This window comes from Janthinobacterium svalbardense (genome assembly GCF_002327145.1).
GTDB lineage: Bacteria > Pseudomonadota > Gammaproteobacteria > Burkholderiales > Burkholderiaceae_D > Janthinobacterium > Janthinobacterium tructae.
On record NZ_CP023422.1, the window covers coordinates 4,031,709 to 4,044,209 of the forward strand.

The 12,501-nt window shown below is 62.5% G+C and carries 11 protein-coding genes; 4 read left to right on the forward strand and 7 right to left on the reverse strand.

What is annotated here, in order from left to right:
* Positions 1–24 precede the first annotated feature (24 nt).
* The 5 genes from CNX70_RS17825 to CNX70_RS17845 all read right to left on the reverse strand — a co-directional run bounded on the left by CNX70_RS17825 (position 25) and on the right by CNX70_RS17845 (position 6,866).
* Positions 25–1,572, reverse strand: coding sequence for a ShlB/FhaC/HecB family hemolysin secretion/activation protein (locus CNX70_RS17825; RefSeq protein ID WP_244198846.1), 1,548 nt, complete (start codon positions 1,570–1,572; stop codon positions 25–27).
* Positions 1,573–2,048: 476 nt separating this feature from the next.
* Complete coding sequence (locus CNX70_RS17830; protein ID WP_096235810.1) at positions 2,049–2,771, reverse strand: ABC transporter ATP-binding protein; 723 nt, start codon at positions 2,769–2,771, stop codon at positions 2,049–2,051.
* A gap of 10 nt (positions 2,772–2,781) precedes the next feature.
* Positions 2,782–4,725, reverse strand: a complete 1,944-nt coding sequence (locus CNX70_RS17835; RefSeq protein WP_096235811.1) for a branched-chain amino acid ABC transporter ATP-binding protein/permease — start codon at positions 4,723–4,725, stop codon at positions 2,782–2,784.
* Positions 4,726–4,732: 7 nt separating this feature from the next.
* Positions 4,733–5,623: a branched-chain amino acid ABC transporter permease gene (locus CNX70_RS17840; RefSeq protein ID WP_096235812.1), complete on the reverse strand. Its 891-nt coding sequence runs from the start codon at positions 5,621–5,623 to the stop codon at positions 4,733–4,735.
* Between the two features lie 85 nt (positions 5,624–5,708).
* Positions 5,709–6,866 carry an ABC transporter substrate-binding protein gene (locus CNX70_RS17845; protein WP_096235813.1) on the reverse strand — a complete coding sequence of 386 codons (1,158 nt, stop codon included), beginning with the start codon at positions 6,864–6,866 and terminating at the stop codon, positions 5,709–5,711.
* A 367-nt stretch (positions 6,867–7,233) separates the two neighbouring features.
* On the opposite strand from CNX70_RS17845, the gene CNX70_RS17850 reads away from it, so the two are divergent.
* Positions 7,234–8,142, forward strand: coding sequence for a hypothetical protein (locus CNX70_RS17850; protein ID WP_096235814.1), 909 nt, complete (start codon positions 7,234–7,236; stop codon positions 8,140–8,142).
* A 24-nt stretch (positions 8,143–8,166) separates the two neighbouring features.
* Positions 8,167–8,580, forward strand: a complete 414-nt coding sequence (locus CNX70_RS17855; RefSeq protein ID WP_096235815.1) for a hypothetical protein — start codon at positions 8,167–8,169, stop codon at positions 8,578–8,580.
* A 1-nt stretch (position 8,581) separates the two neighbouring features.
* Here CNX70_RS17855 and CNX70_RS17860 read toward each other — a convergent pair whose 3' ends face one another.
* Entirely contained in the window at positions 8,582–9,070 is a 489-nt protein-coding gene (locus tag CNX70_RS17860) for a tetratricopeptide repeat protein (RefSeq protein WP_096235816.1), read from the reverse strand.
* Positions 9,067–11,109 (reverse strand): bifunctional 2',3'-cyclic-nucleotide 2'-phosphodiesterase/3'-nucleotidase, encoded by a 2,043-nt coding sequence (locus CNX70_RS17865; RefSeq protein WP_425269191.1) that lies wholly within the window; start codon positions 11,107–11,109, stop codon positions 9,067–9,069. Before CNX70_RS17865 ends, CNX70_RS17860 begins: the two co-directional genes overlap by 4 nt.
* A 90-nt stretch (positions 11,110–11,199) precedes the next feature.
* Here CNX70_RS17865 and CNX70_RS28580 point away from each other — a divergent pair, with 90 nt between their 5' ends.
* Positions 11,200–11,394 (forward strand): peptide chain release factor 2, encoded by a 195-nt coding sequence (locus CNX70_RS28580; RefSeq protein WP_167389586.1) that lies wholly within the window; start codon positions 11,200–11,202, stop codon positions 11,392–11,394.
* Positions 11,311–12,415 (forward strand): peptide chain release factor 2 gene (gene prfB / locus CNX70_RS17870; protein ID WP_096235817.1). Its coding sequence is split into 2 segments (ribosomal slippage): positions 11,311–11,391 and positions 11,393–12,415, totalling 1,104 coding nucleotides; the frame shifts between segments, so codons are not numbered across the junction. The genes CNX70_RS28580 and prfB overlap by 84 nt, the downstream gene beginning before the upstream one ends.
* The last annotated feature ends 86 nt before the right edge of the window (positions 12,416–12,501 follow it).

Consider the following 12,501-nt stretch of genomic DNA (forward strand, 5'->3'; position numbering starts at 1 on the left):
CTGAGTGTTTTAACTTGTACTAATTTAGAAATACTTGACGGCTTGCAGCCAGAAGCGGCCTGCAGCATCCGGTGCGGAGGTCGCCTTGGCATTGCCCAGCTTGTGTGCGTAATACGCTTTCAGGACGAGCGCATTGGCGCCCGTCCACGTCACGCCCACGCCGGCGCCGCTCAAGGTGCGGCGGTTCTCGCCGGCGCTCCAGGCGTCGCGGTTCAGCTTGACGCTGCCCGTGTCGGCAAAGGCCAGCACCTGCAGCTGGCCGGGCAAGGAGGTAAAAGCCGTGAGATTCTGGCGCAGTTCCAGGTTCAGCACGTAACCCTGGTCGCCATACGCCTCGCCGCCCGGATAGGCGCGCACGCCGCCCACGCCGCCGATGCCCATCTTTTCCGACACGTCGAGATTTTTCGACGCGGCCTGGCCGCTGAGGGTGCCAAACAAGCTGGTCTCGCCGCCCAGGCTTTGCAGGCGCGCCGCGTTGAAAGCGAGCTTGTTGAAATGGCCGTTGCTCTTCACCGTCAACTGATCGATCCGGCGTGCCAGCGGCGTCTCGATATCGATCTTGCCCGTGGTGTAAGTGATGGAATACGTGCTCGCGCCACCGCCGCCCCAGCCATCCTTGGCGTCGCCGTTCAGGTTCAGCATCCACACCCTGGCCGTCTTGTCGTTGACGCTGCCCGTCGATTCCGTTCGATCCTGGAAGGTCTTGTCGTCATAGCTGACTTGCGCATACAGGTTGCTGCTGCGCGAGCGGATCAGCGGATAACTGCCATACGCGCTGGCGATCTTCGCCGTGCCCTTGGCGTCCAATACGGCAAATTCCTTGCCCAGCTTGTAATCCATATACGTGTAGGCGCCGCCCAGACGCAGCAAACCGGCCTGGCCCTGGTACGCGCCACGCACGTAATTGAGCCCGTCGGCCGAGGTGAAGGCACGTAGCGTGGCCACGTCGCCGATGCCGGCCAGTTCATTGATGTTCAAGGTGGCGCCGATGCGGTTGCGGCCCGTGTAGCGGTTGCCCTGGTTATCGACGTCGATGCTGCCGTTGAAGCGCGATCCCGGCTGCACGTCGACGATGAGGTCGGACGCGCCCAGGGACGCGCCCGGCGCCAGGGTCGAGCTGACCTGCACGCCCGGCAAGTCCGACAGCAGCAGCAAGCGCCGCTCCAGCGGCGGCGTGGAAATCACTTGCCCGTCCAGACCGGCCAATATCGTGCCGGCCAGGCCGTCCGACAAATTGCTCTGGTTGCGCAGCTGCACTTGCCCATACTGGCCCGGCAGCACGGTGATTTGCACCACGCCATCCTGGATGTCTTGCGCGGGCAGATACGCCTGCGCGAGGAAATAGCCACGGTTCTGGTAATAGCTGGCAATTTTTGACGCCATGGCGCGCAGTTCGCCCAGGGTCAGCTCGCTGCCCGGCACGAAACCCGTGGCGGCGACCAGTTCGCTCTCGGCAAAGACGGGCGGCGCCGTCACCTGCAGGCGCTGTACCGTGATGCGGGTGGTATCGCCCAGCGTGGTGGCCGGTACATTGCCCTGCTGCACGCGGATGGCTGGCGGCGCCTTCGGCAACTGGGGCGCGACGGGAATCTGCTGCAGCTGGCTGCCGGCGCTGGGGGATCGACGGCGTACGCGTTCTGGATCAGCAGTAGCAGGGTCAGGGGCAGGAGTTGGGTGCGCAAAAAATCCTCTCGATTACATCATCAGCGGTGGGCAGTGGGCGGTAAAGTTGCCAAATATTAATTTAATAGTTCCCACACTGTAACAGTTCCGCTCTAAAACTTGACGATCTTTATTTTTTATATTAGGAAAGCGCACATGAATTCGCCTTCCTGGCGAGTTTGGCGCGCAAAATGCTCAAACGGCGCGTCGATCAAGCAGTTTCTGCTCGATTTGACGGCAAGCGGTCTTGTATAGTTGCCAGCGTTGGCGGCAACGGCGGCAGCGGCCCGGCGCGAGCGTGCCGCTGCGGTGATCGAAGCAAATACGTCAAGCCATGATTTGACACTGCCCATGCAGGAGCTGGAGCAGGCGCGTCAAACGTCCTCTCAATGCCCTCCCCCCAGATACGCGGCGATCACCTTCGGATCGGTCTTCAGACTTTCGGCCGGGCCGTGCACGGAGATGCTGCCGTTTTCCAGCACGTAGCCGTAATCGGCCACGTTCAGGGCGGCGGCGGCGAATTGCTCCACCAGCAGCATGGTCACGCCTTCGCCTTTCAGGCGCGTGATGATGCGAAACACTTCCTCCACCAGGATGGGCGCCAGGCCCATCGACGGCTCGTCGAGCAGAATTACTTCCGGGTTCAGCATGACGGCGCGCGCCATGGCCAGCATCTGCTGCTCGCCGCCCGACAAGGTGCCGGCCAGCTGGTCGCGCCGCTCCTTCAGACGGGGGAACAGGTCCAGGGCCTTGTCCAGGTCGCCCTTGATGTCACCTTTCGGGCGCGAACGCGTAAAGCGGGGAAAGGCGCCCAGCAGCAGGTTGTCCGTCACCGACATGGAGGCGAACACGCGCCGCCCTTCCGGCGAATGGGCCAGGCCGGCGCGCGCGATGCGGTGCGAGTCGAGCCCCGTGACGTCCTTGCCACCCAGGGTGACGGTACCCGATTTGGGTTTCAGCATGCCAGAAATGGCGCGCATGGTGGTGGTCTTGCCGGCGCCGTTCGAGCCGATCAGGGTCACCAGCTTGCCCTTCGGGACTTCCAGCGAAATGCCGTGCAAGACTTCGACTTTGCCGTAGGCGGCGTGCAGATTATGAATGGTCAGCATGGTCTTCCTCTCAGTGCGCCGCGGGGCTCAGGGTGTCGGCGCTGCCGCCCAGGTAGGCTTCGATCACTTTCGGATCGCTCTGGACAAGCGCGGGTGCGCCTTCGGCGATCTTCTGGCCGAAGTCCAGCACCGTCACCACGTCCGACAGGGCCATCACCACGTCCATGTGGTGCTCGATCAGGATGATGGTAATGCCGTGGTCGCGGATCTTGCGGATGATGGCCATCAGCTCCTTGATGTCGGGCGCCGTCAGGCCCGCCGCCGGCTCGTCGAGCAGCAGCAGGCGCGGGTTGAGGCCCAGCGCGCGGCCGATTTCCAGCAGCCGCTGTTTGCCATACGGCAGATTGCGCGCCTCTTCATTGGCCAGGTCGGCCAGGCCGACGAATTCGAGGATGCTGGCGGCCCGCTCGCGCGCCAGGCGCTCTTCGCGCTTGTAGAGGGGCGTGTGCAGCATCACGTCCAGCACGTTCGATTTGAAGGTGTTGTGCAAGCCCACCAGCACGTTTTCGGTGGCCGTCATCTCGCCGAACAGCTGCACGTTCTGGAAGGTGCGCGCCACGCCGCCCAGGGCGATTTCGGACGGCGTGCGGCCGGAAATGACGGCGCCGGCAAATTCCACCTTGCCCGCCGTCGGCTTGTAGATGCCCGTCAGCACATTCATCATCGTGCTCTTGCCCGAGCCGTTCGGCCCGATCAAGCCGTGCACCGAGCCTTGCGTGACGTTCAAGTCCACCTGGTTCAGCGCTTTCAGGCCGCCGAACTGCATCAGCGCCTGGTCCACGCGCAGCAGCGTTTCGCCGCGCTGGCCACCCTGGGCGTGGTCAAAAGGCGCCACGCCGTGCGAGGCAACCGCCTGCACATGGCGCCGGCCCTTGCCCACAAAACTCATCAGGAAGCCGACGATGCCGTCCTGCAGGTAGTAGACGACAAATAAGGTCATCAGGCCGAAGATGGTCAGGCGCCAGTCGATCATATTGTCCAGTTTATAGGAATACGCGGCCAGGCCGATGGTGGCGACCAGCGGCACGAGCACGCCGCGCAGCGTGCTGCGCTTCTTGGCCAGCATGAAGGCGGAACCGATCACGCCCAGCACAGCGGCGGCCACGGCGATCTTGCGGAACAACTCGATGTCCGCCAGCAAACTGGGCAGCATGACGACGATCAGCGCGCCGATCAAGGCGCCCGAACGCGTCTTGCGCCCGCCCATGATGACGGCCAGCAGGAACAGAATGGTCAGCTCGAAGTTGTAGGTATTGGGCGAGATATATTCTTCCGAATACGCATACAGGCTGCCGGCCAGGCCCGCGAAGCCGGCGCTGATGACAAACGCATACACTTTATAGCGATACACGGACACGCCCATGCAGTCCGAGGCGATGGGGCTGTCGCGCAGCGCCTCAAAGGCACGTCCCAGGTTCGACTTCAGGATGCGGTGCACGACCACCAGCGAGATCACCATCAGCGCGGCGACCATGTAGTAGTACTCCACCTCGTTCAATCTGTGGCCGAACACGACGGGCTTGTGGATCTTGATGCCCATCGGGCCTTCCGTCAGGAAGCTCATTTCATTGATCAGGATTTGTATGATGGTGCCGAAGGCGAGCGTCACCATGGCCAGGTATGGCCCCGTCACGCGCAGGGCCGGCAAGGCCAGGAGGGCGCCGAAGACGGCCGCGCCCACGATGCTGGCGGGGATGGCCAGCCAGAACGACAGGCCCAGCTTGAACACCAGCACGCCCGTGGCATACGAGCCGATGCCGAACAGGCCAGCGTGGCCCAGCGACACCTGCCCCGTGTAGCCGACGACGATGTCGAGGCCGAACAGCAGGATGGCATAGATCAGGATGGTCTCGGCCAGGTGGATGTAATACGGATTCGGGATGACAATCGGGAACAGCACGAGCGCGGCCAGGCCCGCCGCGCAGAGCGCCAGCATGGTGAATTTCTTGTTCATGTGATCCTCAGACTTTCTTGATCGCGGCTTTGCCGAACAGGCCGGACGGCTTGACGGCCAGCACCAGCAGCAACAACAGCAGGCCTGGCACTTCCTTGTAGCCGGTGGAAATGTAATAGCCGGTGGTCGTTTCCGCGATACCCAGGATCAGGCCGCCGACGATGGCGCCCATGCCCGAGGTCAACCCGCCGATGATGGCCACGGCGAACGCTTTCAGGCCCAGCGAGGCGCCCATGGTGGCGCCGGTCAGGGTCAACGGTGCCACCAGCACGCCCGCGAAGGCGGCCGTGGCCGACGAGAGCGCATACGAAAAGGTGATCACCATGCCCGTGTTGATGCCCATCAGGCCGGCCGCGTCGCGGTCATTTGCCGTCGCTACCACGGCCTTGCCGTAGATCGACTTGCGGTTGAACAGCTCGACGGCCAGCATGATGGCCAGCGCGCCGACGATGACGGCCACCTGCATCGGCTGCACGTTCGCGCCCAGCACCTTGAACGGCGCGGCGCTGAGCGGCGACGGGAAAGTCAGGTCGTCCTTGCCCCAGATGTTTTCCGCCACGTTTTTAAAGATGATGGCCAGCGCGATGGTCGACATGATCCAGCCGAATTCGGACTTGATCTTGATGGCCGGCCGCACGCCTATCCATTCGACGAACACGCCCTGCAAGGCGCCGAAGGCGATGACGATGGGGACCATCAGCAAATAGCTCATGTAAGGGCCGCCGTGGATGGTGCCCACCAGGGACAGGCCCACCAGCGCGCCCAGCATCAGGGATTCGCCCTGGCCGAAATTGAGGGTGCCGGAAGTGGCGAAGGTCAGCTGGTAGCCGAAGGCGATGACGGCATAGATCATGCCCAGCGCGACGCCGCTGAAGACAAGCTGCAGGAAGATTTCCATGGTATTCCCCGGAAGACGAAAGATGAAAAAATGGCCAGTCCTGATTCCTCAAGGCTGGCCATTGCGCGGCGAATGTCCGCAGGGATTACTTGGCGAGGACGACCTTGCCGTCCTTGACTTCCCCAAACACGGTCAGCTCGGCCGTGATCGCTTCATGGTTGGTCTTGCTGAACGGTTTGTTGTAGGTCGTCACGGCGCCTTCCACCTTGTCCGTCAGGTTTTCCAGCGCGGCGCGCACTTTCGGGCCATCGGTGCCGCCGGCCTGCTTGAAGGCCGCAGCCAGCAGGTAGATGGAATCGTAGCCTTGCGCAGCCGAGACGGCCGATGGCATGCGTCCGCCCGATGGCTTGTAGGCCGCCACATAGGCGTCGATGAAGGCCTTGCGCTTCGGCGTGCTGGCATCCTGGATGAAGGTTTGCGGCATGCGCGTGCCATTGCCGTTCTTGCCCGCGTTGTCGATGAAGTTACCCATGGCCAGGGTCCAGCTGCCGATCAGCGGCACTTTCCAGCCCAGTTTTTCCATGCCGTTGGCGATCTGTGCCAGTTCCGGACCGATGCCATAGGTCAGTACCACTTCCGCCCCGGCCTGCTTGGCTTTCAGCAGCTGGGCCGTCATGTCGACATCCTTGATGTTGTATTTTTCAATGGCGACGGGCTTGACGCCTTTCTTTTCCAGCGCCTTTTCCAAGTCTTCGCGGCCCAGCTGGCCATAGTTGGTCGAGTCGGCGAGGATCGCCACTTTCTTGAACTTGCGGTTCTCGATCGCCTCATGCACGATCATGCCGGACTGGATGGTGTCATTGGCCGCATTACGGAAGATATAGTTTTCCGGCTGGTCGGCGAACTGCTTGGTGACGATGGAGCCCGTCGCCACATTGTTCATGACGGGAATCTTGGCTTCCTGATAGAAGCGCTGCGAAGCCAGCGCCACGCCCGTGTTGATATAGCCGACGGTGGCAGCGACCTTTTCCTTGTTGATCAGTTCCTGGGCGATTTGCACGCCGCGCTCGTTCTTGGCTTCGTCGTCGCGCTCGATCAGCAGCAGCGAACGGCCCAGCACGCCGCCTTTGGCATTGATTTCAGCGACGGCCAGCTTGACGCCGTCGCGCATCGACACGCCCATCGGCGCGGAGCCGCCCGTGAACGGACCGGACACGCCGATCTTGATGGGGTCGGCTGCGACTGCCGCCTGCGAGAAACCCAAAACCAAACTTGCCACGAGCAATTTCTGTTTCAAATTCATTGTCATCTCCTCTGTTACAACGTTTTTAATGCCACTTATTTTTATTGTCGTACGCTGGATAACCGCCCCATCGATAAATCATTGTAGGTGAGTAAACATGCACCAGCAACAACTACATATGACGCATCGCAACATGCAGAAAAAGCCGAATTGCTGGCCCGATGTCAGTCTTTTGTAAGGAAAATATGACGCAAATTGGAGCGCCGTGCAGCATTTGGCAACAGTCCTGCCACCGGTGCGGGGCTGACGGACGACGTCGACGGCCTGTTGATCTGGCGCAATACTGCTACTCCTCAGCATGCTAAGGTCGGCCATGCCAGCGCATGCGCGCCGGTCCCATCAGCCGCTCCTACCGCATGGAGGCCATATGCAGCGCCCGCCGAATCCGTCCGTTACCACTCTGCTTCTTTACGCCACCGCCAGCTTGCTGCTGGGCGGCTGCGCCACCGACCTGGCGCCCGTGCGCACCTTTGCCGAGCAGACGCAAAAGATGTCGCAGCACTTCGAACCCATGCTGGCGGGCGGCGTCCACAGCTGCATGGACAAGGCCATGCGCAAGCGTTTGATTCTGGCCGAGCGTTTCGATGCGCAAGCCAGTGAACAGGCGGCGCGCGCCGATTGCGCCGCCATCGCGCAAGCCAGCGCGTCGGTCGCCAGCCTGAACGATATCCTGCTGCGCTACGCGCACACCATGGCGGCGCTGGCCGATGACAAGCTGCCCGTCTACAAGGAAGAATTTGGCGGACTCGGCGATGCGCTGGGCGGCCTGGCACAGCCGGGCGCCGGCGCCCCCCTGCTCGATGCGGGCAAGCTGTCCAAGGTCGTCAAATTGAGCGAACACCTGAGCCGCCTGGCCACCCAGCGCGTACAGAAATCGGCCTTGCGCGAATTGCTCGACGAGCAGGAAGCCGTCGATATCGTCAGCAATGCGCTCAAGGAGTATGCCCAGCGCAGCTACCGCGCCAGCTTGCAGGATGAATTGCGCGACCTGGACTTGCTGCGCGGCGCCGTCGACAAGGCCGCGCCGCGTGAACCGCTGGCCGCCAACTACATCCGCACGCGTCTGCACCTGGAAGGGCGGCAATTGCAGGAAAGGGAAAAGATCGTCGCAGCGTATGTCGCCGCCGTCGACGCGCTGCAAGCCAGCGTGGCCGCGCTGCGGATCAATCTCGATCGCCTGCAGGCGCCCGAACTGGAGCGGCAACTGGCGCAGTTTTCACGCCAGGTCGACACGCTGCAAAAACAGGCTGTTTTCTATGGCCCCGCCCGCTGGTAAGCGGCGCGCACACAGGAGTATCCCATGGCCACACTGACCGAACTGACGAAAGACCAAAGCTACGCCATCGCCGACAGCCTGGCGCAAGCGTCAAGCCTGGTGCTGGAATTGCGCATCCGCGAACGCGAGGCGCTGGCGCCGGACGAGCGCGCACTGCTGGAACAATATGAAAACCACCTGGACCAGATGGTGGCCCTGTTCCGCGCGTATGGCATTTACCTGACGGCCGAAGGCGCCGAGCAGGCACGTGGCGATATCGAGGGCGCCATCGCGAAGGGCAAGCTGCAGCTCAAGCGCATCGCCGACGTCAAGGCGGCCATCGCGGCGGCGGCCAGGCTGGTCGACCTGGGCGCGGCCATCCTGTCGCGCGACCCGTTCGCCATCGGCGAAGCGGCGGCCAGCCTGCGGACCAGGCCGAAGAAGGAAGCCGCAGCCTAATTCAGGGTTCAGGCGGGCGATGGCCCATGGCGTGCGTGGCCATCATCAGATACAGGTGGCCCTGCTCCTCGTTGTGCGCGTAGCCCATCTGCCCTTCGGCCAGGGCGACGGATTTCTGCTGCAGCGCTTCAGGGTAGCCAAGGTCGCAGGCCGCATCGAGCCAGTAGCGCGCCTTTTCCTCGTCACTGTCCTGCAGCAGGTTCGCCACGATGAACATGGCCGGCGCCACGCCCCGCTGCGCGGCCAGCTCCAGCGACCGCAGCGCGGCGGCGCTGTCCTGCGGCCCACCCATGCCGTTTTTCAGCATCAGGCCCAGGTAATAGGCGGCAGGACCGCTGCCCTGCCCCGCCGCCTGTGCGAACAGCGCGCGCGCCTGCGGCTGCGACGCTGCTCCCGCGCGCATCAAGGCCTTGGCCTGGGGCGTGACATCCGGCCCTGCCGATGCCAGCGGCGATACGCCCAAGGCGATGGCAAACAACAATGCCTTCATTTCGACAGGTCCACTTGGTACAGCGCAAAACCCTTGCCCGCGCCATCATCAGGCTTGATCTGCGTCACATTGCCGATACCGGCCGCTTGCGCCAGCTCGATCATGTGCGGCGCCGAGTGGAACACCACCGGGCCTTTCGTGGCAGCCTTGGCGAAGCGCCAGCTGCGCGCCGATCCGTTTTTCGCCCGCGTCAGGTTTTTCTCTTGCGTGACGTAGGCAATCAAGAGTTCGCGGTTATTGTCGGGCGAGGCCACCACCGTCTTGCTGCCGTCGAGGCCAGGAAAATTGCCGCCGCCGCTGGCGCGATAGTTATTCGTCGCTATCAAAAATTCCTGGCTGGCGTCCATCGGCTTGCCCTTGTACGTCAAACCCTTGATGCGCTGGCCCGGCGGCTGCGTGACGTCGATCTGGTAGCGCACATCGGCGCTGGTGATGGCGTCGAAGTTGTAGCTCGGGTGCGCCGTGTTGACCAGTTCCTGCGCTTCCAGCTTGTTCGGGTCGATGGTATTGAAGCGCCGCGCCGACTGTTCCAGCCAGGCTTTCAGTTCCGCGCCATTCATCTTCACGCCATACAGCGCGTTCGGATACAAATACAGGTCGGCCGCGTTGTTCAGCGCCACATTGCCCGCCTTGACGTCCGTGTAGTCGGACACGCCGGCCGAGCCGCTCTTGAACGGCGACGACATCGACAGCACGGGCAAGTGCGCGTACTGCGGCAGGTTCGCCTTGACATACGCGGCCAGGTAGCCCGCTTGCGCCTGGTTCACCACCTCGATGGCGCTGACGTCGCCCACATCGGCGAAATACGTCGACATGCGGAAGTCCGTGGCGCCGACGGGCGTCTGCACGTAGGCAATCGTCGCCGCATGTTCCTCGGCCACCAGCCTGGCGATGGCCGCATCAGGCGCCACATAGCTTTTATCCGCGTTCTGGATGCCGCGCGCTTCCACCGTGGTGGCGCGCTTGTCGATGGTCCACTGCTTGCCGTCGTGGCGCAGGGAGAGGCCAATCACACCCAGGTGCTTGCCCCACAAATTGGCCATCACGGTAGGCACGCCGTTGACCAAGCCACGGGCCTTGTCGACGCCTGGCAAATTAAACTGCGGCACCGTGCTGGCGGCGTTCGGGAACAGCTGGTGCGAGTGGCCGATCAGCATGGCGTCCACGCCCGGCACTTGCGACAGGTAGTAATTGCCGTTTTCCATGGTGGGCGAATATGGGCTGTCATCGAGGCCACCGTGCGAAATGGCCACCACCAGCTCGGCGCCCCTGGCGCGCATCTCGGGGATGAATTTTTCCGCCGTCTCGCGCACGCCCTGTGTGTAGACGCGGCCTTCCAGCCAGCGCTTGTCCCAGGCCATGATGGTGGGTGGCGCAAAGCTGATGATGCCCACCTTCACGCTGCTGGTCACCGGTTTGCCATCGGGGCCGGCCGCCGTGATCTGCTTGTCGATGATGTGGTAGGGCGCAAACAAGGGCTTGCCCGTCCTGACGCTGTAGACGTTGGCCAGCACTTGCGGGAACGCGGGGCCGGCGCAGCGCGGTTTGCCGGCATCGACGCTGTCGACATCAAACTGGTTGCCCGTCACCTGGCTCAAGAAGGCCAGGCCGTAGTTGAATTCATGGTTGCCGATGCCGCCGCCATCGACCTTCAGCAGATTCATGGCCTTGTAAATGGCCAGGGTCTGGTCGCAGGCCAGCGGTTTTACCAATGCCTGGTAGTCGGCCAGCGCCGTGCCCTGGATGGTGTCGCCATTGTCGAGCAACAGGTTGTTCGGAAATTGCGCGCGCGCCTGGGCGATCAGCGCCGCCGTGCGTTCCAGGCCGATAGACGGCTCCGCCTGCAGCTTGTAGTAATCATAACTGAGCACATTCGCGTGCAAGTCCGTCGTCTCCAGCAGGGCCAGCGTGGCGCTGCTGCCCGCTGGCGCGGCCATCGCCCGGACCGGTTCGTGGGCGGCGGGTGGCAAGGCGCCGCAGCCGGCCAGCAGCAGCGGTAACAGGGCAAGACGGGGAAGTTGGCGCAGGGGGTGGCACATGAGAATTCCTGTGGAAAGACAATATCGCCAGCATCATACGCAGCACGCCAGCCATCTTCAAGGCAAAAATATTGTCGCAAATACAGCAAAATGACGATTTTATTGTCTCGTGCAACAGCAATTGCGCCGCAGCGGCAGCGGAAACCGGCCGCGCTCGCGTATAATTCAAGGTTTGATTTCACCATAGAAGACCAGAACATTATGGAAGCCGAACGCATCAATATCATCTCCGCCCTGCTGAACGACCTGACGGTCCGCGAAGCCGAACTTCGGAGGTATCTTTGACTTCGCTGTCAAGTCGGAGAAACTAGAGCAAGTCAACGAAGAGCTGGAAGATCCGACCGTCTGGAATGATCCGAAGCGCGCCCAGGACCTCGGTAAAGAGAAGAAGGCGCTGGAAGCGATCGTCTTCACGCTGACCAAGGCAGATGCCGACCTGCGCGATACCCGCGACCTGTTCGACATGGCGCGCGAAGAAGGCGATGACGAGACGCTGGAAGCGATCGAGCAGGACGTGCAGGAAATCCGCAAGGTCATCGAAAGCATGGAATTTCGCCGGATGTTCAACAATCCGATGGACCCGAACAACTGCTTCATCGACATCCAGGCCGGCGCCGGCGGTACGGAAGCCCAGGACTGGGCCTCGATGCTGCTGCGCCAGTACCTGCGCTATTGCGAACGCAAGGGTTTTAAAGTTGAAATCCTCGAGCAGTCCGACGGCGAGGTAGCCGGCATCAAGACGGCCACCCTGAAGGTCGAGGGCGATCACGCCTACGGCTTCCTGCGCACGGAAACGGGCGTGCACCGCCTGGTGCGCAAGTCGCCGTTCGACTCGGCCAACGGCCGCCACACCTCGTTTACGTCGCTGTTCGTGTATCCCGAAGTCGACGATTCGATCGAGATCGACGTCAACCCGGCCGATATCCGCGTCGATACCTACCGCGCGTCGGGCGCCGGCGGTCAGCACATCAACAAGACCGACTCCGCCGTCCGCATGACCCATGCGCCGACCGGCATCGTGGTGCAGTGCCAGAACGACCGTTCGCAGCACCGCAACCGCGCCGAAGCGATGGAAATGCTGAAAGCCAAACTGTACGAGCATGAACTGCGCAAGCGCATGAGCGAACAGCAAAAGCTGGAAGACTCGAAGACGGACGTGGGCTGGGGTCACCAGATCCGCTCCTATGTGCTGGACCAGTCCCGCATCAAGGACTTGCGCACCGGCTTCGAGACGGGCAATACCAAGGGCGTGCTCGATGGCGACATCGACGAGTTCATTTCCGCCTCGCTGAAACAAGGCGTATAAGGATAAAAGGAAGTCGTCTACCGCGAACTGTATGGCCCGCACCTGGCCGCGGTAGCCGGTTTCGACTCGCTGATCGCCAGCCAGCG

What these genes read in the sequence shown, in the direction of transcription:
- CNX70_RS17865 (WP_425269191.1), bottom strand. Translation starts at nt 11,109, where the DNA reads ATGTGCCACCCCCTGCGCCAACTTCCCCGTCTTGCCCTGTTACCGCTG.
- CNX70_RS17855 (WP_096235815.1), top strand. Translation starts at nt 8,167, where the DNA reads ATGGCCACACTGACCGAACTGACGAAAGACCAAAGCTACGCCATCGCC.
- CNX70_RS28580 (WP_167389586.1), top strand. Translation starts at nt 11,200, where the DNA reads ATGACGATTTTATTGTCTCGTGCAACAGCAATTGCGCCGCAGCGGCAG.
- CNX70_RS17860 (WP_096235816.1), bottom strand. Translation starts at nt 9,070, where the DNA reads ATGAAGGCATTGTTGTTTGCCATCGCCTTGGGCGTATCGCCGCTGGCA.
- CNX70_RS17835 (WP_096235811.1), bottom strand. Translation starts at nt 4,725, where the DNA reads ATGAACAAGAAATTCACCATGCTGGCGCTCTGCGCGGCGGGCCTGGCC.
- CNX70_RS17850 (WP_096235814.1), top strand. Translation starts at nt 7,234, where the DNA reads ATGCAGCGCCCGCCGAATCCGTCCGTTACCACTCTGCTTCTTTACGCC.
- CNX70_RS17845 (WP_096235813.1), bottom strand. Translation starts at nt 6,866, where the DNA reads ATGAATTTGAAACAGAAATTGCTCGTGGCAAGTTTGGTTTTGGGTTTC.
- CNX70_RS17840 (WP_096235812.1), bottom strand. Translation starts at nt 5,623, where the DNA reads ATGGAAATCTTCCTGCAGCTTGTCTTCAGCGGCGTCGCGCTGGGCATG.
- CNX70_RS17830 (WP_096235810.1), bottom strand. Translation starts at nt 2,771, where the DNA reads ATGCTGACCATTCATAATCTGCACGCCGCCTACGGCAAAGTCGAAGTC.